The sequence below is a fragment of the Monashia sp. HAY1-11D genome (assembly GCF_056868035.1).
In genome coordinates, this window is the sequence record NZ_CP200320.1 from 678,213 (window position 1) to 701,633 (window position 23,421).

Consider the following 23,421-nt stretch of genomic DNA (forward strand, 5'->3'; position numbering starts at 1 on the left):
GAAGGAGCGTCCCACGTGGCTCGAGCACCCTTGCCCACCTCAGCGACACGACCTCACCCCGACCTGCTCGGTCCGGATGCCGGCGCGGCAGACCCCCAGGACGGACCGGCGCCGGCCAAGAAGCTGCGTTCCCGGCACGTCACGATGATCACGCTCGGCGGCATCATCGGCGCCAGCCTGTTCGTCGGCTCGGCCAACATCATCCGGGCCACCGGCCCGGCCGCGGCGATCTCCTACCTCGTCGGGGGCCTGCTGGTCTTCCTGGCCATGCGCATGCTCGGCGAGATGGCAGCCGACCGGCCCGCCGTCGGATCCTTCATGGAGTACGCGAGGGTCGGCCTCGGCAGCTGGGCGGCCTACGTCGTCGGATGGCTCTACTGGTACTTCTGGGTCGGCGTCATCGCCTACGAAGCCGTCGTCGGAGGCGGCATGGTCCACACCTGGTTCCCGTCCGTCCCGGCCTGGGCAGGGTCGCTCACGCTGCTCGCGGTCTTCGTGACGACGAACCTCATCTCGCTGCGGTCCTTCGGTGAGACCGAGTTCTGGCTCGCGAGCATCAAGGTGGTCGCCATCGTCGTGTTCCTCACTGCCGGAGTCCTGTTCGCGTTCGGACTCTGGCCGTCCAGCAGCTGGTCGCTCGGCAACCTCTGGGCCCACGGCGGGTTCATGCCGAACGGTGTCGGCGTCGTCATCTCGTCCGTCGCGCTCGTCCTCTTCTCGTACTTTGGCACGGAGATCGCGGTGATGGCCGCCGCCGAGTCCGAGGACCCCGCGTCCGGGATCCGACGCGCCGCACGCACCGTCATCTGGCGGGTCATGCTGTTCTACGTCGGGTCCATCCTCGTGATCGTGACCGTCGTGCCGTGGAACGACTTCCCGTCGCCCGACGTCGTGGCGCCCTTCACGCACATCTTCAGGATGTTCGGCGTGCCCGGTGCCGAGACCATCATGAGCCTGGTGATCTTCACGGCCGTCGTGTCCGTGCTCAACTCGGGCACCTACTCCGCGTCGCGGATGTTCGCGGCCCTCGCCGAGCAGCGCCTCGCGCCCGCTGCGGTCGCGCGGCGGACCAGGCGTGGTGTCCCCGCCCTTGCGGTGGTCGCGTCGACGGTCGGCGGCCTCGTTGCCACCGTCGTCAACTTCGTCGCCCCGCTTCCGGCATCTACGACTTCATCATGAACTCGACCGGCCTCGTGGCGCTCTTCGTGTACGTCTTCATCACCGTGACGCAGTGGCGACTGCGCCGGGCCATGACGCCGGAGCAGGAGGGGAACCTCAAGCTCAAGGTCTGGCTCTTTCCGTGGGTGAACATCGTGCTCATCGCCGGCGCCATCGGGATCGTCGCCATCATGATGACGACGGAGAGCGGCCGCACCCAGGTGTTCACCAGCTGCCTCGCGACGGGTGCTCTCGCCCTGTTCTGGCCGGCGGTGCGCCGCCGCCTCGGGCAGGGTGCGGCGGCACCCACGGTCGAACGGTCTCCCGAGCCCGTCTGACCCTTCACGGAGCCACGGACGGCGCCCTTCCCGGGCGCCGTCCGTGGCGTATGGCCTCGGGTTCGTCCACCCTCACGCGCGGGGCAGGTCGCGGAAGGCCTCGGCGACGCCGGGATGGATGAGCAGCCCACCCCTCGTGTTGACCCCGAGCGCCAGGGCGGGGTCCTCCTCGATCGCCCGCTCGGGTCCGAGGTCGGCGAGCCGTCGCAGGTAGGGAAAGGTCGCGTTGGTCAGGGCTCGGGTGGACGTCTGCGGGACGGCGCCCGGCAGGTTCGCGACGCAGTAGTGGCGGATGCCGTCGACCTCGTAGATGGGGTCGGCGTACGTGGTGGCGCGCGAGGTCTCGAAGGCGCCGCCCTGGTCGATGGCGACGTCGACGAGGAGGGCGCTCCTCGGCAGGAGGGCGAGGTCGGCGCGGGAGACCACCTTGGGCGCCGCCCTGCCGGGAACGAGGACCGTCCCGATGACGACGTCCGCAGAGCGCAGCTCACGGGCGAGAGCGTCGACATCGCTCAGGAGGACGCGGGCACGGCCACCCAGGAGGGCGTCGAGGTCGCGGACCCGGTCCGCGGCGGTGTCGAGGACGGTCACCTCGGCCTGCATGCCGAGCGCGAGCAGAGCCGCCTGCGTGCCCGCGACCCCGCCGCCGACCACGACGACACGGCACGGGGCCACCCCGGGTGACCCGCCGAGGAGGCGGCCCGGGCCGCCTTCGCACGAGGTCAGGTAGCGCGCCGCGGCATGCGCGGCGAGCCGCCCGGCGATCTCACTCATCGGTGTCAGCAGGGGCAGCCCCGTGTGGTCCTGGACCGTCTCGTAGGCGATCGCGAGCGTCCCTGCGTTGAGGAGGGCGTGCGTGAGCCGCCGGTCGGCGGCGAGGTGCAGGTGGCTGAAGAGCGTCAGGTCCTCGCGCAGGAAGCGGTACTCCGAGGCGACCGGCTCCTTCACCTTCACGAGCAGCTCGGCGTTGGCCCAGGCCTCCTCGGGCTGGTCCACGAGCTTGGCACCGGCGTGCGCGTAGTCCTCGTTGGAGAAGCCGGCACCGAGCCCCGCGTTGCGCTCGACGAGGACGTCGTGCCCCTCCCGCACGAGGACGGCGGCGCCGGCCGGGGTGAGACCGACGCGCGCCTCCTTCGTCCTCGTCTCCCTGACGGTCGCGATGCGCATGGTGCTGTCTTTCCGTGCGTGACGTGCCGCCGGCCGGCGTCGGCTCGTGCCGCCGCCGGCCGGTGCGGTGCCGGCTCAGGCCGTGGCTCGACGCGCCACGTTGTAGAAGCGGACCGACTGGTACTCCTCGAGGCCCTCGGCGCTGCCCTCGCGGCCCAGACCGGAGTGCTTCACGCCCCCGAACGGCGCGGCGGCGTTGGACGGGACGCCCTGGTTGATGCCGACCAGGCCGGTCTCGAGGGCATCGGCGACGTTGAGGGCCCGGTCCAGGCTCTCGGTGAACACGTAGCCCGCGAGCCCGAACTCCGTCGCGTTGGCCCGCTGCACGACCTCGGCCTCGGTGCTGAACCGCTGGATCGCCGCGACCGGCCCGAAGATCTCCGTGCTCGCGACCTGGGCGCTTGCCGGGACGTGGTCCAGCACGGTGGCCTGGAAGAAGTGGCCGTCCGACGCCAGGATCCGGCCGCCGGTGCGGACACTCGCGCCGTGCGCGACCGCGTCGTCGACCAGGCGCTGCATGCTCGTCACGGCCCGGTCGTCGATGAGTGGGCCGAGCGCGACGTCGTCGGCCAGCCCGTCACCCGTGACCGCGGCCGCCACCTTCTCCGAGAGCCCCTCGACGAAGGCGTCGGCGATGCCGTCCTGGACGAAGATCCGGTTGGCCGCGATGCAGGACTGGCCCCCGTTGCGCATCTTGGCCGCGTACGCGCCGTTGACGGCCCGCTCGAGGTCGGCGTCGTCGAAGACGACCAGCGGCGCGTTGCCGCCCAGCTCCATGGAGGAGCGCAGCACGTTGTCGGCGGCCAGGCGCAGCAGCACCTTGCCGACGCCGGTCGACCCCGTGAAGGACACCTTGCGGACGCGGGGGTCGGGCAGGACGGCCTCGCTGAAGGCCGACGCGTTGCTGGTGCACACGACCTGGACGAGCTCTTCGGGGACGCCGGCCTGCTGGGCGAGCTCGACGGCGTAGTAGGTCGTCAGCGGGGTGAGCGCGGCCGGCTTGATGAGCACGGGGCAACCGGCGGCAAGGGCGGGAGCGATCTTGCGGGTGGCCATCGCCAGCGGGAAGTTCCACGGCGTGATGAGCACGGACAGCCCGACCGGGGCGCGTCGGGTCAGCAGCGTGGCGCCACCGGTGGGGACGTCGCGGACGTTGCCGGCCGGACGGACCGCCTCCTCGGCGTACCAGCGGACGAAGTCGCTGCCGTAGGTCACCTCGGCGCGGGACTCCGCCAGCGGCTTGCCCATCTCCAGGGTGATGAGCAGCGCGATGTCGTCGGCGTGCTCGATGAGCAGGTCGTACCAGCGACGCAGCACGTCGGCCCGCTGCCGTGGGGTGGTGGACGCCCAGGCACGACCGGCCTGGTCGGCCCGGGCGACGGCGTCCATCGCCTCGCCGGGACCGGCGTCGGGCAGGCTGGCGATGACCGCGCCGGTGGCCGGGTTGTGCACGTCGAACGTGGCCGGGCCGGTGGGCAGCCGAAGGCCCTGCACGACGCGGTCGGCGGCGCGCGCCCGGTCGGGGTTCGCGACGGCGAGGCGGGTGCCGGGCGGCGTCAGCTCGGTGGTGCGCTGGGTGTTCAGGTCGGTGGTCATCGGGTCTCCTCAGCGAATAGAACGTCTTCGATGGCTTCGACGAACGAGGTCAGCTCGTCGTCGGTGGTGATGAACGGCGGGCTGATCTGCAAGGTGTTGCCGCGCAGCGGGCGGGAGATGAAGCCCAGCTCGACGAGCGCGTCGGCGGCCCGCTCGGCGGGGACCTCGTCGCGCAGCGTCACCCCGCCGAGGAACCCGGCGACCCGGACGTCGACGACGCTGGGCCGGCGGGCCAGCAGCTGCTTGAGGAGGCTGTCGAGGCGGTGCTCGAGCTCGACGACCCGGGGCAGCAGCCGCTCCTGCTCGAGGACGTCGAGGTTGGCCAGGGCGACCGCGCTCGCCGTCGCGTGACCGGCATAGGTCGCGCCGTGGCGGAACACCGGCGTGGCGGGGTCGTCGACGTAGAACGGCTCCCAGATCCTCGGGGCGACCAGGACGCCGCCCAGAGGCGCGTAGCCGGAGGTGACGCCCTTGGCGAAGGTGACCAGGTCCGGCTCCAGACCGAACCGGTCGGTGGCGAACATGACGCCGGTGCGTCCGAACCCGGTGATGACCTCGTCGACGACGAGCAGGATGTCGTGCTCGCGGCACAGCGCCTGGACCTTCTCCAGGTACCCCGGTGCCGGCGGGTTGACGCCGCCCGTGCCCTGGATCGGCTCGGTCACGAGCGCGGCGATGTTCTCCGGACCGATCCGCGCGATCGTCGCGGCGAGCGCGTCGGCGTCGTGGACCGGGACCCGCGCCGTCTCGGGCACGAGCGACTCGGTGCCGTAGCCCTCGCGGTTGAAGTCCAGGCCGGCGATGCTCGTGCCGTAGGCGTGCAGCCCGTGGTAGGCGTGCTCCCGGCTGAGGATGGTCGTCTTGGCGGGCTTGCCCTCCCGCTGCCAGTGGCGTCGGGCCAGCTTGCAGGCCACGTCGATCGCGTCGGAGCCACCGGAGTTGAGGATGACCTTGGGGTCGGCGATCGGTGACAGCCCGGCGAGCCGCTCGGCCAGCTGGAGCGCCTGGTCGTTCACGAACCGGGCGAAAATGTGGTACGTCTCCAGCCTCAGCATCTGCGCACGGGCGGCCTCGGCCAGGGCCGGGTGCGAGTGGCCGATGTTGGCGTGCCACAGCCCGGCCGTGCCGTCGAAGAGGCGCCGGCCGTCGCTGGTGTGGACGTAGGAGCCGTCGCCTCGTTCGACGACGAGCTGGCGACCCAGGACGGAGGGCAGATGGGCCTGCGCCGGCCACAGGGCCGGACCGTCGAGGATCGTGCGGGTGGCGGACATGGAGCGTCCTTTCGGGTAGCTGGAGGCGGGTCAGTGGGCGCTGTAGCCGCCGTCGACGGGGATCGAGACCCCGGTGATGTAGGAGGCCTCCTCGGAGGCGAGGAAGCTCACCGCGGCGGCGACGTCCGCGCAGCTGGCGAGCCGGCCGAGCGGGATGGCGGCGACAACGTCGCGTTCGGTCTGTTCCGGGTCGGCCTGTTCGCCCAGCCAGGCGTCGTACAAGGGCGTGCGCGTCATGCCCGGCGCGACGGCGTTGACACGGATGTTGCGCGGGGCGAGCTCGACGGCGGCCGCAGTCGTGAGGGCCTTGACGGCGCCCTTGCTCGCGCTGTAGATGCCCATCGTCGGTACGCCGACGGACGCCAGCCGTGAGGTGATGTTGATGATCGCCCCGCCGTGCTCCATCCGCTTCGCGCTCTCCTGCAGCACCGCGATGGTTGCGATGGTGTTGACCTCGAAGACCCGCCGCACCTCGGTCGTGGGCGCCTCGAGAAGGTCGTCCGTGTGGTCGATCGCGGCGTTGTTGACGACGACGTCCAGACGCCCGAACCGGTCGACAGCGCTCGCGGCAAGCCGTGCCGGCCCGCCCGCGCGCGTCAGGTCCACCGCCACGAAGGCGGCGCGCTCCCCCAGCTCCTCGCGGACCCGCTCCCCGCGCACCTCGTCGCGACCTGTGACGACGACGTTGAGCCCGTCGGCGTGCAGGCGTCGGGCGATCTCGTACCCGATCCCCGAGGTCGAGCCCGTGACGAGAGCCGTGCGGCGCCTCACCCGCGCGCTCCGAACGTGTCGACGGCCGACCTGAGCCGGGCGACGCCCTCGTCGATGCGCTCCGGCGTCGAGGTGGCGAAGCAGAGCCGCAGGGCGTCGTGGAAGTGGTCGTTGGTCGAGAACGCCGGCCCCGGGATGTAGGCCACGCCCTCGGCCAGCGCGGACTCGAAGAGGGCTGCGGTGTCCACGGCCGGATCGGCGAACGTCGCCCACAGGAAGAAGCCGCCGTCGGGGTCCGTGGCACGGACCGCGTCGCCGAAGTGGCGGACGAGCGCGGCCCGCATCGCCTCCTTGCGCTGGCGGTAGAGGCCCAGCACCCGGTCCAGGTGCGGCTGCAGATGGCCGCCGGCGAGGAGCTCGGTGACCGCGCGCTGCGTCGGGACGCTCGTGCACGTGTCCATGGCCTGCTTGGCGTTGATGAGCAGCGGCTGGAGGCTCGCGTCGGCGTCGACCCACCCGACCCGCAGCCCGGGCGCCAGGATCTTGGAGAAGGTGCGCACGGAGAAGATGAGCGGGTTGCCCGGGTCGATCTCGTTCAGGGCCGGGATCGGTGAGCCCTCGAAGCGCAGCAGACCGTACGGGTCGTCGTCGATGACGACCGCTCCCCACCGCGAGGCGAGCTCGAGCAGGAGCTCGCGACGCTCCAGCGTCAGCGTCACGCCCGACGGGTTCTGGAAGTTGGGGATCGTGTAGATGGCCTTGGGCGGACGCCCGGCGCGCGCGACGAGCTCCGGGAGCGCCTCGACGACCAGACCGTCCTCGTCGACCGGCGCCTCCAACAGGTCGGCGCCATAGGACAGGGCAGTCGCGTTGCCGTTGGTGTAGGTGGGCCCCTCGACGACCACCAGCTCACCCGGGTCGACGAAGAGCTTGAAGGCGAGGTCCAGGCCCTGCATGCCGCCGGTGGTGATCGTGATGCGCTCGGCGGCGCTGGAGTACCCGTGCTCGGCCTGGAGCTTGAGGATCTCGCCCACGAGGTCGGGCTCGCCCTCCGACGCACCGTAGCTGTACTTGCCCGGCACGGCGTGCGCTGCAAAGCGGTCCAGCAGCTCCACGGGCATCAGGTCGTCGCTGGGCGCACCCATGGCGAACCGCACGATGTCATGCGTCTGGCGTGCGAGGAGCGAGGTCGAGGAGTCGATCATCGAGCCGACGAGACCGGTCGACCGGTCGGCAAGGGGAGGCCTGCGCACTGTGGTTCGTCCTTCGTCTGGAGCCGCAGACAGGACGATAGGGCGGCCGACGTCGCAAGAAAAGCGACGGTTTCTGACCGGCTCCTGTTAGGAGAAGTCGCCGGTCGACGTCAGGACGACCCCTGACGGGAGGCCTGCGACTCGAGGTGGAGCGAGAAGGCGTCGCGACAGGCTCGAACGGCCGGCCGTCGCTCCGCCCCGGCCCGACAGATCAGCCAGATCTGCCGGCGCTGCTGGGTGCCGAGCACCGCGGACGGTGTCAGCGTCGCGCCCTCGCCCCTGACGAGGAGGTCCGGGAGGAACGCTGCCGCCACCCCGGACTGCACCAGGCGCAGGTGGAAGAGCAGGTCGGCGGACTCGTACGCGACGTCGGGCTCGAAGCCGTGCTCGCGACACACGCGGCGGACCCAGGCGTGCGCTTCGGCGCCGCTGGGCTCGATGACCCACCTCAGCCGGCGCAGCCCGTCCAGGGTGCCCGCATCGGCACCCACGGGCGGGTAGGCCCGGACCGGGTCGTCCATGAGCAGGTCCGCGTGAAGGTCGTCCGGCACGGCCTGTGAGGTCCCCGGGTAGCTGTCGGCGACGAGGACGTCCAGGCGACGTGACGAGAGCAGGAGCAGCCCCTGTTCGGGCTCGACCTGCCGGAAGCGCACGTCGAGGTCAGGATGGTCCCTGCCCAGGGAGGAGATCACCTGGGGGACGACGTTGCGGCTGATCGTCGTGAAGGCCGCCAGGCGCAGGGTCCCCCGGACCTGGCTGATGCTGGAGGCCAGGTCCGTCTCGGCCTGCTCCAGGATGGTCAGGATGCCGTTCGCGTGCTCGACCAGCACCTCGGCGGCGGGCGTGAGCCGCACCCCCCGTCCCACCTTCTCCAGGAGCGGCACGCCCGCCTCCTTCTCCAGGAGGGCGAGCTGCTGGGAGACCGCTGAGTGCGTGTACGACAACGCCCGCGCCGCGGCGGTGATGCTGCCTCGAAGGTGGACCTCGCGCAGCAGCACCAGTCGATGGACATCGAGCATGTCCGCAGGTTAGCCGCGGGGTGGGAAGCGGTCACGGCAGGCGGGTGATGACGTTGGCCAGCCGCGCGATCCGCGATGGGCGACCCCCTGAGTGCTCGTTGCGGTCTGCACGGCCGTACGCGAGGTACATCGACCTGACACCCAGCCAGCGCAACGGCTCGACCTCCCACGTGCCGGACGCATGTCCGACCCAGGGAAGCCGGGTCAGCTCGGTGTCGCGGCCGAGCACGAGGTCCCTGAGGGTCCGCCCGGCCAGGTTGGTGGTGGTCAGGCCCTGGCCGACGTAGCCGCCCGCGTGACCCAGGCCGGTGGTGCGGTCGAAGCCGGCGCTGGAGCACCAGTCGCGCGGGACGCCGAGCACGCCGCACCAGGCGTGGACGACCCGGTGGCCGGCGGTGGCCGGGAACCGGCGGTGCAGGATCTCGGTCAGGGCCCGGATCGTCGCCGCCTGGGTGGCCCCGTCGCGGTCGGTCGCGGAGCCGAACCGGTAGGGGATGCCGCGGCCCCCGATCGCGATGCGGCCGTCGGCGGTGCGCTGACCGTACATGTGGGAGTAGCACTTGTCGCCCAGGGTCTCGCATCCCTCCCAGCCGATCTCGTCCCAGACCGCTTGCGGCAGAGGCTCGGTCACGATCATCGAGCTGTTCATCGGCAGCAGCGTGCGACGCTCGCCGGAGATCGACGCCGTGTAGCCCTCGGTGGCCCGGAGGATCACCGGTGCCCGGACCACTCCGTGGTCGGTGTGGGCGACGCCGCTGTCGATGCGGGTCACCGTCGTGCCCTCGTAGATGCGGACGCCGAGCGACTCGACGACGTCGGCCAGGCCACGGGTGAAACGGGCCGGCTGGATCCGGGCGCAGTGCGGCGTGTAGGCCGCCTCGATGGCCTCCGGGATGGTGATGCGGGAGCGGAGTCGTCGCGGTCGAGGATGCGCGACTCCGGCACGCCCCAGTGGTGGTCCTCCTCCACGCCGGCGCGAAGCCGCGCCAGCTGGGCCGTCGACGAGGCGATCCGGATCGTCCCCCCTTCACCACGTCCGCGTCGATGCCCTCGGCGGCTGCCACGCCGACGAACTCGTCGATGGCCTCGTTCATCGCCCGCTGCTGGCTGCGCACGGCGTCGGCCCCGTAGAGCTTGGCGAACCGGTCGCGTGAACCCGCCAACAGACCCGAGGCCCAGCCGCCGTTGCGGCCCGAGCCACCGAACCCGGCGAACTCCCGCTCCACGAGGGTGATGGCGAGGGAGGGGTCCGCCTTCTTCAGGTAGTAGGCGGTCCACAGGCCGGTCAGGCCTGCTCCGACGATGCAGACGTCCGCCTCGTGGTCGCCGGGCAGGCCGGGCCGCGGTGACGGTCGCCCGCCCATGTCCTCGAACCAGAACGAGACGTTTCCGTTGACGAGCCCGGTCTCGATGGCGGTGCTCACGACATCCCCAGCAGCGATGGAAGCTGGGACAGGTCCCGGATCTCGTCGTACGGCTCGTAGGACGAGCTGCCCTTGAGGCCATAGCGGTTGACCCAGACGCGGCGATGGATGCCGAGGTCCTTGGTCGGCATGATGTCGTAGTCCCAGCCCTGGGCCGCGTGCGTGATCTGGTCCCGGCTCTGCGGCAGGACCTCGAAGAGCTTGTCGAACGCCTGCCGCCTCGGCTTGTAGGCACCGGCCTGCTGGGCGGTGACGACGTAGTCGAACGGCACGCCGATGGTGTCGAGGTGGAACGGGATCAGGTCGTCATCGCTGTTGGTGAGGATCGCGATGTCGTAGCCCTCCTTGAGCGTGCGCAGCGCGTCGGGAACGTCCGGGAAGACCGGGAACCGTTCCACGGCGACCATCAACCGGTCGTAGTCCTCGTCGCGAAACTCGATGCCGTGCAGCAGCATGCAGTTCTCCAGGGTGTCTCGGAGAATGTCGCGGTACCGGCGGTACGGCTGCACGACGGCCTGGAAGCGCATGACGCGCAGGTTGTCGAGGAAGACCTCGTGCTCGACACCGACCTCGTCGAGGCGGTCACGGACGATGGGCAGGGTCTCTCGGTTGAGGTCGAAGTCGATGAGGGTGCGGTAACAGTCGAACGTGACGACGGGGCGTGGGGTCATGGTTCGCCTTCCTGGTGGTCGTGCGGCATCGTGCCGTGCAGAGGGGTCGGTCCCTGCAGCCCGCGAGGAGGGCGAGGACGCTTCCCGGCCGGGCCTCCCCGACGGAGCGGACCTCCCTTCCGCCGGGGGTGGGTGGCTGCGGTTCGACGCTAACGGCGGGGGACGGTCGCGTGCCCTTGACAAAGTGTCCGCAGTCCGGCCGCGCGCAAGACACACCGTGCGTCGGCGCCACCTCGGCGCCACCTCGGCGCGGCTCGGGTCCGGCGATACTGGAGAGTCGGCAACCGGGACGTTGTGTCAAGGCAGATGGCGACCAGGTGACAGTTTGTGTCTGTCTCGGGAGTGTGACCGCGCGCACAGTGGTCGCATTTTCGCAATCCGCCCGGGCAACCGAGAGGCACTCCCATGACAACCACCTTGGACGACGTCCCCGTCAACCGTTTCCACCGGCGCCTGGTCGCCATCGCGATGGGCGGCCCGTTCTGTGACGGCTACCTGCTCGGCATCATCGCGGTGGCGCTGACCCAGATCACGCCGCAGCTGCACCTCGGGTCGGTCTGGTCAGGCCTGATCGCAGCCTCGGCCCTGATCGGGGTCTTCGTCGGAGCCATGGTCTTCGGCGCGCTCACCGACCGGGTCGGTCGGCGCCTGATGTACCTGCTCAACCTCGTGGTGTTCGTCGCGGCCTCCGTCCCGCAGTTCTTCGTGCACGAGGCCTGGCAGCTCTTCGCCCTGCGCCTGGTCATCGGGATCGCGGTCGGCGCCGACTACCCGATCGCCTCTGCCATCACCGCGGAGCTCGTCCCCAGGAAGCTGCGTGGGCCCGCGTTGTCCGGGCTCGTCCTCTCGTGGTGGGTCGGCTTCGGCGTCAGCTACTGGGTGGGGCTCGGTCTGTCCGGCCTGGGCCAGGACGCCTGGCGGTGGATGCTGCTCTCGGGCGCGGTCCCGGCCCTGGTGTTCCTCCTCGCCCGTGCCGGCGTCCCGGAGTCCCCGCGATGGCTGGCCAGCCGTGGCCGGATCGAGGAGGCCACCGCCGTCGTGCACACGTACGTCGGCACGGACGTCGCACTCGACGAGCTGCTCCGCGAGAGCGCGGCTCCTCGGCGCAACGGCTCCGGCCTGGGCAACATCCGTCAGCTCTTCCGTCGCGGCTACGGCAGGCAGATCGTGTTCTGCTCGACCTTCTTCCTGTGCCAGGTCACTACGGGGTTCGCCATCCGTACGTTCCAGCCGCAGATCCTCGCGTCCATGGGAGTGCAGAACGCGACCGTCAGTGCGGCGGTCCTGATGCTGATCCCGATCCTCGGCGTCTCGACGGGTCTGGTCCTGGTGAACCGCGTGGGCCGCCGTCCCCTCCTGCTGACCAGCTTCGCGGCGATCCTCGTCGCACTGGTCGGCCTTGCCGTGCTGCCCCTGCACCTGGCCGTGCCGATCATCCTCCTGTTCGTGGTGTTCCACTTCGCCGAGGCCGCCGGCAGTGCGCTGCAGTTCCTCTACCCGAGCGAGCTCTTCCCCACCGACCTGCGCGCGACCGGGGTGGGCTTCGCAGCGGCCATGAGCCGCTTCGGCTCGGCCGGGGGCACGTTCTTCCTTCCGGTGCTCGTGGCCTCGGTGGGCAACACCGGCACGCTCCTGATCGGTGCCGGAGTGACCCTCGTCGGACTGGCGGTCTCGTTCGCCCTGGCTCCGGAGACCAAGGGCCTCGCCCTGGCGACGGCGAGCACGGTGACCTCCGAGTCAGCCGTGCGGGAGCGGACTCCGGCGCTCCACGGCCGCGCCGGGCGTCTCGGCCGACCCGACACGGAAGGCGCAGCGAGGAGCTCGTGACCCTCGTTCCCAGCCCTCCGGCCGGCCCTTCGACGAGCGCCGTTGCGCCCGCCTCACGCGTGGCGCAGGGTGGTGGGGTGAGTCGGGCAGGGAAGGTCACCGTGGCGGAGGTCCTGGCCCTCCCCGTGCTGGCCGGCGGGCTCCCCAAGGTGCTCGCCGGCCAGGACCGGTTGGACCGCCCGGTGAGGTGGGTGCACGTCAACGAGTGGGAGAAGCCTGCCTCAGCCCTGCGCGGCGGTGAGCTCGTCCTCACGACCGGCATCGGGTTCCCCAGTCGGCTCGACGACTACGCCGCAGAGCTGGCCGACATCGGTGCGGCTGGGGTCGTGCTCGAGCTCGGTCGGTGCTTCGAGGAGGCACCCTACGACCTCGTCGCAGGGTGCCGCGCCCGAGGACTGCCGCTGATCGTGCTGCACCGCGGCGTCAAGTTCGTCGACGTGACGCAGGAGGTGCACGCGATGATCCTGACCGGCCAGATGCGCACGCTTCGAGCGGCGGAGCGGATCCACGACACGTTCACCGGGCTCTCCCTCCGGGGCGCAGGGGCCGAGGAGATCGTCCGGGCCACGGCGACGATGACGGGACGGGCGGCGGTCCTGGAGAACCTTGCGCACCAGGCGCTGATGTGCGCGCCCGGCGAGCACACGCTCGAGCACGTGTTGAACCGCTGGGAGGAGCGTTCCCGGGCGACCCCCACGCCGACCGACCGCACCGCGGTCTCCGGCCAGGAAGGCTGGCTGGTCACCTCCGTGGAGTTTCGTGGGCAGCGTTGGGGGCGGCTCGCCGTGCTGCCGAGCAGCGCCGCCGAGCAGCAGTTCCATGCCGAGGACGTCATGGTGCTCGAACGCGCCGCCACGGCCCTGACCCTGGCCCGGCTGACGCACGAGACGCACTGGGAGGAGCAGGCGCACTCGGACGCCCTTGTCGACGTGCTGGAGCAGCGGCACCTGTCCTGGCGCGACACGAGGGCCAAGATCAGCGCGCTCGGCATGCCCACGCAGGGGCGCCGGCTGGCGGTCGTCCTGGTCCGCCCCGACGAGCCGGCAGCGTTGCTGGAGAAGCTGCGCAGCCGGTTCGACGGCTCTGCGCTCGTGGGTGACCTCGGCGACCGAGGCGTCGGCGTCCTCCTGGCGTTTCGAGGCGCGGAAGGCTGGCGGCCGCTCGCCGAGGAGGTCAGCGAGATGGCCGGCACCGCCGCCTACGTGGGGGCCGAGGTCGGCGAGCTGTCCGACGTCGGCCGCTCAGCCGCCGAGGCCGAGGACGTGGCGGACGCCACCCCGGCGGACGCCCCGCCCGGCGTCTACACCGTCACGGACATCGGTCTGCCCGAGCTGCTCTACTCCTTGCGCGACGACCCGCGCGTCCAGGCCTACTCCGAACGACAGCTGGCACCCCTGCTCACCTACGACACCACGCACGGCACGGACCTCCTCTCCACGCTGCGCCACTACCTCGCCGCCGCGGGGAACAAGTCCGTCGCCGCGCGCCGGAGCCACCTGTCGCGCCAGGCGCTGTACCAACGGTTGCACCTCATCGAGGACGTCCTCCACGGAGACATCGAGTCCGGTGACTTCCGCGCCCAGCTCCATGTCGCCGTGGCTGCGTTGGATGCCCAGCGTGCCAGGCAGGCGTCGAGAAGCTGAGGCACCAGCGCTGCGGAGACGATCGCCACGAACTGAGTGCGCGCTCCCAGCCGGGGGTCACTGCCCGGAGACGGGCAGTGCCAGGACCGGGACCGGCGCGCATCGCAGGATCTTCGAGGCCCTCGATCCCAGGAACACCGACGCCACCGGGCCGTGCGAGCTGGACCCGACGACGAGGAGGTCGCCCAGGGACCACGGTGCCTGTCCCATCGCCTCGCGCCAGCTGTGACCGTCACCGATGACGGCCTCCAGCCGGCGTGGGACGTCGGGCAGCCGGCGCACCTCGGCGAGCTGCTCGTCGATGACCTCCCTGGTCCGCCGGGACCACTGGTGCACCACGAGGTCCTCGCCCGCGCCGGCCAGGGTCGCGGCGAAGACCTTCTTCGGTCGCACCGAGAAGGAGGCGACTCGAAGTGAGCTCGTGGTGCGGGCGGCGTAGTCCGCGGCGGCGCGGACCAACGACCAGTCCTTGGACGTGCCACCGAACGCGACGGTGACGCGCCGGAGCCGGCCGCCGGGCTCGGCCTGGTAGCCGCGCGGCGCGAGGGCGACCGGGACCGGCGAGCTGTGCACGATGCGGTCGGCGACGCTGCCCAGGGCGACGAGGCCGAGCCCCCCGTTCTCGGACGACCCGAGCACGAGGACGCTGGCGTCGTGCTCGGAGGCCACCTCGAGCAGCCCGGTGGGCACCGAGGGGGCATGGTGCAGGACGTAGGCGGTGTTGACGTCGTCGGGCATCCGTTCCTTGGCCTGAGCGAGCGACTGCTCGCCACGCTGGGTGAGGTAGGCCCGGTAGTCCGCGTCGACGCGCTCGGTGCTGGGCGGCCAGGCGGCCGCCACGACCACGGCGACGACGACGTCCTCCCCCGACGACCGGGCGAGGAGCGCGGCCAGCTCGAGCGCCGAGGTGCCGCTCTCCTTCGGCGTGCAGCCGACGACGACGGTCACGGCTCCTCCACGAGTGCCGGCTCGGTGCGGTGCGCGATCACGTGCGTGACGGGGACCGGGTAGCTGGTGCGGGCCCGGTCGACGACGTCGTAGCGTTGCCAGATCGAGTCCTCCAGGGGCCTGGTGGCGATGACGATCTGGTCGGGCCGGAAGGACCGCACGGCGGTGTCGAGGGCCCGCAGCGGCCGGAAGTCCCCGAGGTCGCCCTCGACGCTGAGGCTCTCCGAGCGCAGCGTGGCGAGCGTGGTGTCCAACCGGGTCCGGGCCGCCTCGACGGTCGCGTCCGACACGTGCAGCGGGCCGGTGACGGCCGCCTGCCCGGTCTCGACCGGGCTCGCCGGCACGCACACGTAGTACGTGGCCGCCCGCTCGGCGTCGATGCGTCGCAGCTCGTCGAGCAGCTCCGCGGAGCCGACCGTCTCGTTGGCCAGCACCAGCACCCGGCGCGCGTGGTCGGACGCAGGGGTCCCGGGGGTCTGCGCACGGGCCAGGACGTACTTGTTGAGGACGTAGAGGACGAGGACGACGCCCCACGACAGCAGGCTGAGCAGGAGCTGCGAGCGCACGCTCTGCGTCAGGCCCATCTGCACCAGCACCGCGACGATGCCGAGGGTGGCGAGCACGGACAGGCCGGGGAAGAGCCACATCTTCACCGTGAGCGTCGACTCGTCGGTGCGCAGCCGCAGCCGGATCTGCGAGATCGAGATGAGCAGGTAGACGAAGAGGATGATGGCGCCGGACGAGTTCAGCAGGAAGGCGAACACGCCGTCCTCGTCGATCGCTGCCGCGATGACGCACAGGAAGCCGATCACCGACGAGGCGAGGATGGCCTTCGTCGGCACGCCCCGACCGTTGACGGTGACGAGCTGTGCCGGGGCCTCACGTCGGGCGGCCAGGACGAACAGCATCCGCGACGCGGTGTACAGACCCGAGTTCAGGCAGGAGAGCACGGCCGTGAGGACCACGGCGTTCATCAGGTCGTCGGCGTAGGGGATGCCCATCTCGGTGAAGGCCGCGACGAAGGGTGAGCCGGAGAGCGCGGCCGAGTTCCAGGGGAGGACCACCGCGAGGAGGAACACCGACCCCACGAAGAACAGGCAGATGCGGGTGATGACCGAGTTGGCTGCCTTGGCGACGGCGCGCTCGGGGTTCTCGGACTCGGCCGCGGCGATGGTCGCCACCTCGGCACCCACCATCGAGAAGATGACGGTGACGACGCCGGCCGTCAGCGCTGCGGTTCCGTGGGGCAGGAAGCCGCCGTGGCTCCACAGGTTGCTGAAGTCGAGGTGCTTGTCGGGCCAGATGCCGAAGACGAAGAAGCTGCCGCACACGATGAAGAAGATGATGGCGGCGACCTTGATGCCGGCGAACCAGTACTCGAACCTGCCGAACGACGCGACCGAGAAGAGGTTGGTCGCGGTCATGAGGACCATGAGGACGAGGGCGGAGGTCCAGATCGGGACGTCGACCCAGTACTGGATGATCTTCGCGCCGGCCACGGCCTCGAACCCGACGACGATGACCCAGAAGTACCAGTAGAGCCAGCCCACCGAGAACCCGGCCCACGGGCCGAGGGCCTTGCGCGCGTAGTCGGCGAACGACCCGGTGGACGGGTTGGCCACCGCCATCTCGGCCAGCATCCGCATCACCAGGATGATGAGGACGCCGGTCACTGCGTAGGTGAGGAAGGTGCCGGGACCGGTGTCGTGGATCACCGTTCCGGAGCCGACGAACAGCCCCGCTCCGATGACACCCCCCATCGCGATCATGCTCAGCTGACGCTGGGTCAGGGTCTTCTTCAGCTCGGGTCCAGGTGACATCGGTGTCTCCAAGGGAAAGGCCTGCGAAGGCGGGAGGGAGGTCCTGCGACTGTTGAGCCTGCCGTCAGCACTTCTGGTGCTCACCGACGGGACCAGCCTTGCGCCACAGGGCTGCTGGTGGGCCCCGGCGAGAGCCGGCAAGAGCGGGCGAGAGATCCGTCCCTGAGGGCTCTCCGACGCTAGCGCGTGCCGCGGGCCGCTGCGACTTACAGCCGTACGAGTGTCGCCGCCGCGCTTTCAGACAGATGTCGAAGCAGCTCGGGCCTGGATGGTGTCTGCCACGAACGGTGCCAGGGTCAGGCCGAGGTGGAGCACCAGCCGGTGGTCGCCGCGGGCGAGCTCGAGCCCGGTGACCTGCTCGATCTTCTGCAGCCGGTAGTACACCGTCTGCCGGTGCACGTGGAGTGCGGCCGCCGTCTCCTGCACGTTTCCGCCGGCCTCCAGGTACGTCACCGCGGTGTGGCGCAGGTCAGGGTCGCCCTGCTCGAGCAGCCGCCGCACGGCGGGGTCGAGGACGGCGCTCGCCAACGCCTTCTCCGGGCCGCAGGCGAGCAGCCGGTAGATTCCCAGCTCCGGCCAGGCGGCGACGGGCCGCAGCGAGTCCACGACCTCGGCCACCCGGGTGGCCAGCCGCGCCTCGTTCCAGCTGCCGCGTGCCTGGGCGAGGTTCGGCCGGATGCCGCCGATGCCGACGACGAGACCGCTGCGGGAGCCCGGAGGGAGGCGGTCGGAGTACAGGTCGAGCGCCTGTCGCGCGACCTGCCGGGCGGCGTCGAGGCTGGTCGGGTCCGACGGCACGAGGAAGGTGTGGTGGTCCTCGCCGCTCGAGGCCAGCACCGACCTCGGCAACCGCCACAGGTTCATCGGCAGCGGCTGTGGCGCGACGTCCCCCACCTGCCGGAGCACGACCGCGGCGAGCGGGGCGTCGCGCCCGATGATGCCCAGGTCGGCGATGGCCTCCGTCGCCCTGCTGACCGCATCGGGGTCAGCCGACAGGAGGTCCTCGACCGAGTAGGCGAGCTCCTCGCGGGAGCGGGCCTGCTGGGCCATCAGCGCTCCGGCCCGCTCGGCCAGTGCCACCGCCGCAGGGATGCGTGCCTCGTCGATGCTGACGTGCTCGTCGAGCAGCCACAGGTACCCGTAGGTGACGCCGTTCCAGCGCGCCGGAAGACACAGCCGGCTCAGCACGCCGAGCTGCGACGAGGCGGGGGTGCGGACCGGCACGGTGCTCGTCGCGATGCCGAACCCCTCGAACCAGTCCTGCACCTCGCGGCTCGAGTGCCGCTGCAGGATCGAGCGCAGGCGAACCTCGTCGCCCTGCGCCTCGTGCGAGCAGAACGCCACGAGGTTGAAGTCCCGGTCCTCCAGGGTCGCCGGCCGCGCGAGCAACCGGGCCACGTCGTCGACGATGTCCTGGAACTCCGGTCGCATGGCGTCCTCCAACGGTCCGGCAGCGGCTCGCGGGCATTGTCGCAGCCGCTTTGAGCAGATGTCCAAAGCCGGGGGACGGCCGTGTGGCACCTGTCCGCTGCCGCGGGGTCTGCGGCGCGCGTAGGTTCGCCGCCAACCACCCGCCCGGAGGAGACACCATGCTCAGTACGGCCCTGCTGACGGCCTCGCGCAGTCCTCGGGTCAAGCGCCTCGTCACGAGCGCGCCCGCGACCCGCCGCCTCGTCGAGCGGTTCGTCGTCGGCGAGGACCTCGGTGACGCCCTCGCGGCCACGCGACGCCTCGTCGACGAGGGCCTGACGGTGACGCTCGACCATCTCGGGGAGGACACCGTGGACGTCGGGCACGCCACCGGCATCCGGCGGACCTACGTCGAGGTGCTCGGCCGCCTGGCCGACCTCGGCCTTGCCGGCCGTGCGGAGGTGTCGCTGAAGCTCTCCGCGGTGGGGCAGGCTCTCCCTCACGACGGCCACCGGGTGGCGCTCGAGAACGCCCACGCCATCTGCGCGGCCGCGCGAGCGGCCGGCACCACCGTGACCCTCGACATGGAGGACCACACGACCGTCGACTCCACCCTGGCGATCCTCGGCGAGCTGCGCCGCGACGTCCCGGAGACCGGTGCCGTGCTGCAGTCGTGCCTCTACCGGACCGAGGCCGACTGCCGCGACCTCGCCCACGCGGGCTCCCGGGTGCGGTTGGTCAAGGGCGCCTACGCAGAGCCCGAGTCCGTGGCGTACCCCGCCAAGGCCGACGTCGACCTCGCGTACGTCCGCTGCCTCGAGATCCTCATGGCCGGCGACGGCTACCCGATGGTGGCCAGCCACGACCCGCGCATGGTCGAGCTGGCCGGCGCGCTCGCCGAGCGGCACGGCCGCGCCCCCGGCAGCTTCGAGTACCAGATGCTCCACGGGATCCGCAGCGGCGAGCAGCGCCGTCTGGCGACGGCCGGCCATCGGGTCCGCGTCTACGTGCCCTACGGCGGCGACTGGTACGGCTACTTCATGCGCCGCCTCGCCGAGCGTCCGGCGAACGTCGGCTTCCTCCTGCGCTCCCTCGTCTCGCGCTGACCCGCGCCCCGACCTCCCGACCACCCGACCCCGACCACCCGACCCCGACCACCCGAAAGGACTCCCATGGATGGCGTCACCCAGGTGCCCGTTCCCGCCAACGAGCCGATCCGCGACTACGAGCCCGGCAGCGACGCCCGCGCCCGGCTCGAGCTGGCCCTCAAGGACCAGGCCGGACGACACGTCGAGCTGACCGCCACGATCGGCGGCGAGCAGCGCCACGGGGGCGGCGCGGAGCGCGCGGTCGTGCAGCCGCACGCCCACGGCCGGCGTCTCGGCACCCTGCGCAACGCGACACAGGCCGACGCCCGGGCGGCCACCGCCGCTGCTCGCGACGCGGCACCGGGATGGCGCGCCCTCGGCTTCGACGACCGGGCCGCCATCCTGCTCAAGGCCGCGGAGCTGCTCTCGGGACCGTGGCGCGACACGCTCAACGCCGCGACGATGCTGGGGCAGAGCAAGACCGCCCACCAGGCCGAGATCGACTCGGCGTGCGAGCTCATCGACTTCTGGCGGTTCAACGTCGCCTTCGCCCGGCAGATCCTGGCTGAGCAGCCGGCAGCCAACGCGCCCGGGGTGTGGAACCGGCTCGACCACCGCCCGCTCGAGGGTTTCGTCTACGCCGTCACGCCGTTCAACTTCACCGCGATCGCGGGCAACCTGCCGACCGCTCCGGCCCTCATGGGCAACACCGTGGTCTGGAAGCCCGCCCCGACGCAGCAGCTCGCCGCGCACTACACGATGCGGCTCCTGGAGGAGGCGGGCCTGCCGCCGGGCGTCATCAACATGCTCCCGGGTGACGGCATCGCCGTCTCCGGGGTGACGCTGGCCGACCCGGCCCTCGCCGGCATCCACTTCACCGGGTCCACCCCGACCTTCCAGGGCCTGTGGCGGAGCGTGGGTGAGAACATCGCCCGCTACGACACGTACCCGCGCCTCGTCGGCGAGACCGGAGGCAAGGACTTCGTGCTGGCACACCCGTCGGCGGACCCGGCGGTGGTGCGAACCGCACTGCTGCGTGGCGCCTTCGAGTACCAGGGGCAGAAGTGCTCCGCGGCCTCGCGGGCCTACGTGGCCAGGAGTGTCTGGGAACTGGTGCGCGACGAGCTCGTGGCGCAGACCGAGGCCCTGGCAGTGGGCGACGTCACCGACCTCCGCAACTTCATGGGTGCCGTGATCGACGAGCGCGCCTTCGCCAAGCACCGCGCGGCGATCGACCGCGCGCACGCCGACCCGACGATCACCGTGGTCGCCGGTGGCACCTACGACGACTCCGTCGGCTACTTCGTGCGGCCCACGATCCTCGAGTGCACCGACCCGGACGACGAGATCTTCAGCACGGAGTACTTCGGTCCGATCCTGGCGGTGTACGTCTACGACGACTCCGACTTCGAGCGGGTCGTCGACCAGATGGAGTCGGCGTCCCAGTACGGACTGACCGGAGCCGTCATCGCCCAGGACCGCACGGCAGTCGCCTACGCCACCAAGGCACTTCGGTTCGCGGCCGGCAACTTCTACGTCAACGACAAGCCCACCGGGGCCGTCGTCGGCCAGCAGCCGTTCGGCGGGGCCCGCGGCTCCGGCACCAACGACAAGGCCGGCGCGGCGCAGAACCTCATGCGCTGGACGTCCACCCGCGTCATCAAGGAGACGTTCGTCCCGGCGACGGACCACCGCTACCCCCACATGAGGTGACCTCGATGGACGGGTGCCACGCGGGCCGGCCCTACCTCGTCATCGGCGACACCCACGTGGCACGTCGGGTGTGCGCGTCACTGAGCCAGCGTGGGTTCGAGGTGCTGCACCTCGTCGCCCCCGGCGACGAGGACCTCCGCGGCGCCATGTCGTGGCGGCCCGCGGGCGTGGCCGTGCTCCTGCACGACGACGTCGCGGCGCTTCGGTACGCGTTGGCGACCGCCCACATCGAGCCGGCGGCCGAGCTCGTCGTCACGATCTTCGACCAGACCGTGGCCGAGCAGCTGGTGCGGCTCCTGCCGCACTGCCACGTGACGTCGCCGGCCCGCCTGGCGGCTTCCTCGCTCGTGGCTCCCTGTCTCGCGCCGGACGCGCTCGCGATCCGCCGCTCGGCCGAGGGGGCGACGGCAGTCCGACGGACCGGCGAGGCCCTCACCGAGACGCCGTGGGCACTGGGTCGACGGGCCCGTTGGCACGCTCGGGCGGGCCGCGTGGCTGGGCAGCTTCGCCCGCACGACACGGGCAGCCGCATCCTGTTCGCCGGGTCCGCCGGCCTGCTCGCCATCCTGCTCGGCGACTGGGCCTGGCTGACGCTCGTGGCCGGACACGCGTCCGCGGAGGCGTTCCACGAGGCCGCGCGGGTCGTGGCCACCGTGGGTCCTGCGTCGGCGGAGGGCGAGCCGGCGCGCTACCTGCTCGTGTCGGCCCTCGCCATGCTCGTGACCGTCGTCCTCACGGCGACCTTCACCGCGGGCCTCGTCGACCGGCTCCTCGGACCGCGCCTCGTGGGCCTGGTCGGCGCCCGTGCGCTGCCGCGGTCCGGCCACGTGGTCGTCGTCGGCCTGGGGCAGGTTGGCCTCCGGCTGTGCCAGGAGCTGCAACGCCTCGGTGTGGCCGTGGTCGGCGTCGAACGGGACCCGCAGGCCCCCAACCTGCGGCTCGCCCGCACCCTCGGGGTGCCCGTCGTGATGGCGCACGGCGGTGACCGGGCGGTGCTCGAACGGCTGCGGCTGCATCGGGCTGCGGCGTTGGCGGCCGTGGGCTCCGACGACCTCGACAACATCGCCGTCGCCGTGGCAGCGCACGCGGTGGCCCCAGGCACGCGCGTCGTGCTCCGAGCCGGTGAGCACGAGGCGATCGCGGAGACCCGGTCGCTGCTACCGCTCGGCACGACCCGCGACGTCACGGGGCTGAGCGCGACGTACCTGGTGGCGCGACTGCTCGGCGTCAGGGTCTGCGCGGTCGTCGGCGGGCCGGACGAGGAGTACCTCGCCGTGCCGGGCGAGGGCTTCGTCCGCTGGCCGGCCTCGCCGCGTGAGCGGTGCTGGCACGTGGACCGGCTCGTCAGGACAGCCTGAGGGGCACCGGCTCCCCGCGTCGATTGCACACCGCCCGGATGCCGGGTTGGATCGATGGGTATGCGGGTTCGAGACGTCCGCCGGCCCCACCGGGCCGCCGTCGCGTGCCTCCTGGCCTTCTCGGTGGGCGCTGCCGCGGGCTGCAGCGCCGGTCGCGCGGCGAGCGAGCGCCCGAGCCTGAGCCGGCCGTCGACCGGCCCGGGCGGGACGGCGGTGCGCGTGCTGCAGATGAACCTGTGCAACAGCGGGCGCGCTGCCTGCTATGCCGGCGGGCGTGCCGTCGGCCGGGCGGTGGCACTGGTGCACCAGCATCGGCCGGACATGCTCAGCCTCAACGAGGTCTGCCGCGATGACGTGAGGGTCCTCGAGCAGGCGCTGTCGGCCGCCTTCCCCGCCGCCGAGGTCGCCGTGGCCTTCGCCGCCGCGAAGGACCGCCCCAGCCGGGCCCCGGTCCGGTGCCAGAACGGCCAGGAGTTCGGCGACGCGGTCATCGTCGTCGTCTCGTCAGCCGCAGCCGGCCTCCGCCGCCACAGCGGGGTGTACCCCATGCAGGACCTCGACGACCCGGAGGAACGCGTCTGGGTGTGCATCGACGTGGCCACCCGGTTCTCCGCGTGCACCACGCACACGGCGAGCACCAGCACCGCCGTCGCGCTCGACCAGTGCCGGTACCTGCTGACCTCGGTGGTGCCGAGCATCACCCGCGGCGACGGCGTCGACCCGGTCGTCCTCGGTGCGGATCTCAACCTCGCGGCACGCGGTTCGCCCAGCCCACAGTCGTGCCTCCCCAGCGGCTACCAACGCGTCGACGACGGCGTGGTGCAGAACGTCGTGGTCAGCCCTGGTGCCGGTGTGCGATCGCACGTGGTGGTCGACATGCAGGGCACCACGGACCACCCCGCCCTCCTCGTCGACGTCGTGCTGCCCCGCCCCTGAGCGCAGCGGGGTCCGCCCTGGCTCGCGACTGCCCCACACCGCGGGTGTCCGGGCGCTTCCCCGCATGCTG

At 71.6% G+C, this 23,421-nt stretch carries 19 protein-coding genes and 1 pseudogene; 8 read left to right on the top strand and 12 right to left on the bottom strand.

Translation table 11 applies throughout. The annotated features are described in order from the left end of the window. Positions 1-15: 15 nt before the first annotated feature. Both AC1VM9_RS03060 and AC1VM9_RS03065 read left to right on the top strand, forming a co-directional pair. Positions 16-1,179, top strand: coding sequence for an amino acid permease (locus tag AC1VM9_RS03060; protein ID WP_483121089.1), 1,164 nt, complete (start codon positions 16-18; stop codon positions 1,177-1,179). Beyond that, positions 1,176-1,496 carry a hypothetical protein gene (locus AC1VM9_RS03065; RefSeq protein WP_483121091.1) on the top strand — a complete coding sequence of 107 codons (321 nt, stop codon included), beginning with the start codon at positions 1,176-1,178 and terminating at the stop codon, positions 1,494-1,496. Before AC1VM9_RS03060 ends, AC1VM9_RS03065 begins: the two co-directional genes overlap by 4 nt. A 72-nt stretch (positions 1,497-1,568) precedes the next feature. Here the strand turns inward: AC1VM9_RS03065 and ald are convergent, their stop codons facing one another. The 9 genes and pseudogenes from ald to AC1VM9_RS03110 all read right to left on the bottom strand — a co-directional run bounded on the left by ald (position 1,569) and on the right by AC1VM9_RS03110 (position 10,608). Further along, on the bottom strand, positions 1,569-2,663 hold the full coding sequence (ald, locus tag AC1VM9_RS03070; RefSeq protein ID WP_483121093.1) for an alanine dehydrogenase: 1,095 nt from the start codon (positions 2,661-2,663) through the stop codon (positions 1,569-1,571). Between the two features lie 75 nt (positions 2,664-2,738). After that, positions 2,739-4,259 carry an NAD-dependent succinate-semialdehyde dehydrogenase gene (locus tag AC1VM9_RS03075; protein WP_483121095.1) on the bottom strand — a complete coding sequence of 507 codons (1,521 nt, stop codon included), beginning with the start codon at positions 4,257-4,259 and terminating at the stop codon, positions 2,739-2,741. Continuing rightward, positions 4,256-5,530 (bottom strand): aminotransferase family protein, encoded by a 1,275-nt coding sequence (locus tag AC1VM9_RS03080; RefSeq protein WP_481346405.1) that lies wholly within the window; start codon positions 5,528-5,530, stop codon positions 4,256-4,258. The genes AC1VM9_RS03075 and AC1VM9_RS03080 overlap by 4 nt, the downstream gene beginning before the upstream one ends. Before the next feature lie 30 nt (positions 5,531-5,560). Next, positions 5,561-6,301 carry an SDR family NAD(P)-dependent oxidoreductase gene (locus AC1VM9_RS03085; RefSeq protein ID WP_483121097.1) on the bottom strand — a complete coding sequence of 247 codons (741 nt, stop codon included), beginning with the start codon at positions 6,299-6,301 and terminating at the stop codon, positions 5,561-5,563. Next, positions 6,298-7,446, bottom strand: coding sequence for an aminotransferase-like domain-containing protein (locus AC1VM9_RS03090; RefSeq protein WP_483123959.1), 1,149 nt, complete (start codon positions 7,444-7,446; stop codon positions 6,298-6,300). Before AC1VM9_RS03090 ends, AC1VM9_RS03085 begins: the two co-directional genes overlap by 4 nt. A 158-nt stretch (positions 7,447-7,604) precedes the next feature. Then, a complete protein-coding gene (locus AC1VM9_RS03095) occupies positions 7,605-8,513 on the bottom strand; it encodes a LysR family transcriptional regulator (RefSeq protein ID WP_483121098.1) in 909 nt (302 codons plus the stop codon). Positions 8,514-8,544: 31 nt separating this feature from the next. Beyond that, positions 8,545-9,465 carry an NAD(P)/FAD-dependent oxidoreductase gene (locus AC1VM9_RS03100; RefSeq protein ID WP_483123961.1) on the bottom strand — a complete coding sequence of 307 codons (921 nt, stop codon included), beginning with the start codon at positions 9,463-9,465 and terminating at the stop codon, positions 8,545-8,547. Positions 9,466-9,520: 55 nt separating this feature from the next. Further along, positions 9,521-9,877 (bottom strand): annotated as a pseudogene (locus tag AC1VM9_RS03105) (FAD-dependent oxidoreductase); the annotation flags it as partial. 56 nt (positions 9,878-9,933) lie between these two features. Continuing rightward, positions 9,934-10,608 carry an HAD family hydrolase gene (locus AC1VM9_RS03110; RefSeq protein ID WP_483121100.1) on the bottom strand — a complete coding sequence of 225 codons (675 nt, stop codon included), beginning with the start codon at positions 10,606-10,608 and terminating at the stop codon, positions 9,934-9,936. Positions 10,609-11,013: 405 nt separating this feature from the next. Here AC1VM9_RS03110 and AC1VM9_RS03115 point away from each other — a divergent pair, with 405 nt between their 5' ends. Together AC1VM9_RS03115 and AC1VM9_RS03120 are read left to right on the top strand one after the other, a co-directional pair. Continuing rightward, complete coding sequence (locus AC1VM9_RS03115; protein WP_483121102.1) at positions 11,014-12,435, top strand: MFS transporter; 1,422 nt, start codon at positions 11,014-11,016, stop codon at positions 12,433-12,435. A gap of 77 nt (positions 12,436-12,512) precedes the next feature. Further along, positions 12,513-14,078 (top strand): PucR family transcriptional regulator, encoded by a 1,566-nt coding sequence (locus AC1VM9_RS03120; RefSeq protein WP_483121104.1) that lies wholly within the window; start codon positions 12,513-12,515, stop codon positions 14,076-14,078. A gap of 57 nt (positions 14,079-14,135) precedes the next feature. Here the strand turns inward: AC1VM9_RS03120 and AC1VM9_RS03125 are convergent, their stop codons facing one another. From AC1VM9_RS03125 to AC1VM9_RS03135, 3 genes are all read right to left on the bottom strand, one after another. Beyond that, positions 14,136-15,026 (bottom strand): universal stress protein, encoded by an 891-nt coding sequence (locus AC1VM9_RS03125; protein WP_483121105.1) that lies wholly within the window; start codon positions 15,024-15,026, stop codon positions 14,136-14,138. Further along, positions 15,023-16,846 (bottom strand): amino acid permease, encoded by a 1,824-nt coding sequence (locus AC1VM9_RS03130; protein WP_483121107.1) that lies wholly within the window; start codon positions 16,844-16,846, stop codon positions 15,023-15,025. The genes AC1VM9_RS03125 and AC1VM9_RS03130 overlap by 4 nt, the downstream gene beginning before the upstream one ends. A gap of 237 nt (positions 16,847-17,083) precedes the next feature. Next, positions 17,084-18,277, bottom strand: a complete 1,194-nt coding sequence (locus tag AC1VM9_RS03135; RefSeq protein ID WP_483121109.1) for a PucR family transcriptional regulator — start codon at positions 18,275-18,277, stop codon at positions 17,084-17,086. A 158-nt stretch (positions 18,278-18,435) separates the two neighbouring features. Here AC1VM9_RS03135 and AC1VM9_RS03140 point away from each other — a divergent pair, with 158 nt between their 5' ends. From AC1VM9_RS03140 to AC1VM9_RS03155, 4 genes are all read left to right on the top strand, one after another. Further along, the gene (locus tag AC1VM9_RS03140) at positions 18,436-19,362 is read left to right on the top strand and encodes a proline dehydrogenase family protein (protein WP_483121111.1); all 927 of its coding nucleotides are present in this window, start codon (positions 18,436-18,438) and stop codon (positions 19,360-19,362) included. A gap of 66 nt (positions 19,363-19,428) precedes the next feature. Continuing rightward, positions 19,429-21,057, top strand: a complete 1,629-nt coding sequence (gene pruA, locus AC1VM9_RS03145; RefSeq protein WP_483121113.1) for an L-glutamate gamma-semialdehyde dehydrogenase — start codon at positions 19,429-19,431, stop codon at positions 21,055-21,057. A 5-nt stretch (positions 21,058-21,062) separates the two neighbouring features. Continuing rightward, complete coding sequence (locus AC1VM9_RS03150) at positions 21,063-22,415, top strand: NAD-binding protein (protein ID WP_483123962.1); 1,353 nt, start codon at positions 21,063-21,065, stop codon at positions 22,413-22,415. 60 nt (positions 22,416-22,475) lie between these two features. After that, positions 22,476-23,351: a hypothetical protein gene (locus AC1VM9_RS03155; RefSeq protein ID WP_483121115.1), complete on the top strand. Its 876-nt coding sequence runs from the start codon at positions 22,476-22,478 to the stop codon at positions 23,349-23,351. Positions 23,352-23,421: the final 70 nt, after the last annotated feature.

Excerpts from the sequence above, each read along its gene's own strand:
- AC1VM9_RS03130 (WP_483121107.1), bottom strand. The coding sequence starts at position 16,846 with ATGTCACCTGGACCCGAGCTGAAGAAGACCCTGACCCAGCGTCAGCTG.
- AC1VM9_RS03110 (WP_483121100.1), bottom strand. The coding sequence starts at position 10,608 with ATGACCCCACGCCCCGTCGTCACGTTCGACTGTTACCGCACCCTCATC.
- AC1VM9_RS03155 (WP_483121115.1), top strand. The coding sequence starts at position 22,476 with ATGCGGGTTCGAGACGTCCGCCGGCCCCACCGGGCCGCCGTCGCGTGC.
- AC1VM9_RS03065 (WP_483121091.1), top strand. The coding sequence starts at position 1,176 with ATGAACTCGACCGGCCTCGTGGCGCTCTTCGTGTACGTCTTCATCACC.
- ald (WP_483121093.1), bottom strand. The coding sequence starts at position 2,663 with ATGCGCATCGCGACCGTCAGGGAGACGAGGACGAAGGAGGCGCGCGTC.
- AC1VM9_RS03150 (WP_483123962.1), top strand. The coding sequence starts at position 21,063 with ATGGACGGGTGCCACGCGGGCCGGCCCTACCTCGTCATCGGCGACACC.
- AC1VM9_RS03135 (WP_483121109.1), bottom strand. The coding sequence starts at position 18,277 with ATGCGACCGGAGTTCCAGGACATCGTCGACGACGTGGCCCGGTTGCTC.
- AC1VM9_RS03140 (WP_483121111.1), top strand. The coding sequence starts at position 18,436 with ATGCTCAGTACGGCCCTGCTGACGGCCTCGCGCAGTCCTCGGGTCAAG.
- AC1VM9_RS03090 (WP_483123959.1), bottom strand. The coding sequence starts at position 7,446 with ATGATCGACTCCTCGACCTCGCTCCTCGCACGCCAGACGCATGACATC.
- pruA (WP_483121113.1), top strand. The coding sequence starts at position 19,429 with ATGGATGGCGTCACCCAGGTGCCCGTTCCCGCCAACGAGCCGATCCGC.
- AC1VM9_RS03115 (WP_483121102.1), top strand. The coding sequence starts at position 11,014 with ATGACAACCACCTTGGACGACGTCCCCGTCAACCGTTTCCACCGGCGC.
- AC1VM9_RS03080 (WP_481346405.1), bottom strand. The coding sequence starts at position 5,530 with ATGTCCGCCACCCGCACGATCCTCGACGGTCCGGCCCTGTGGCCGGCG.
- AC1VM9_RS03095 (WP_483121098.1), bottom strand. The coding sequence starts at position 8,513 with ATGCTCGATGTCCATCGACTGGTGCTGCTGCGCGAGGTCCACCTTCGA.
- AC1VM9_RS03075 (WP_483121095.1), bottom strand. The coding sequence starts at position 4,259 with ATGACCACCGACCTGAACACCCAGCGCACCACCGAGCTGACGCCGCCC.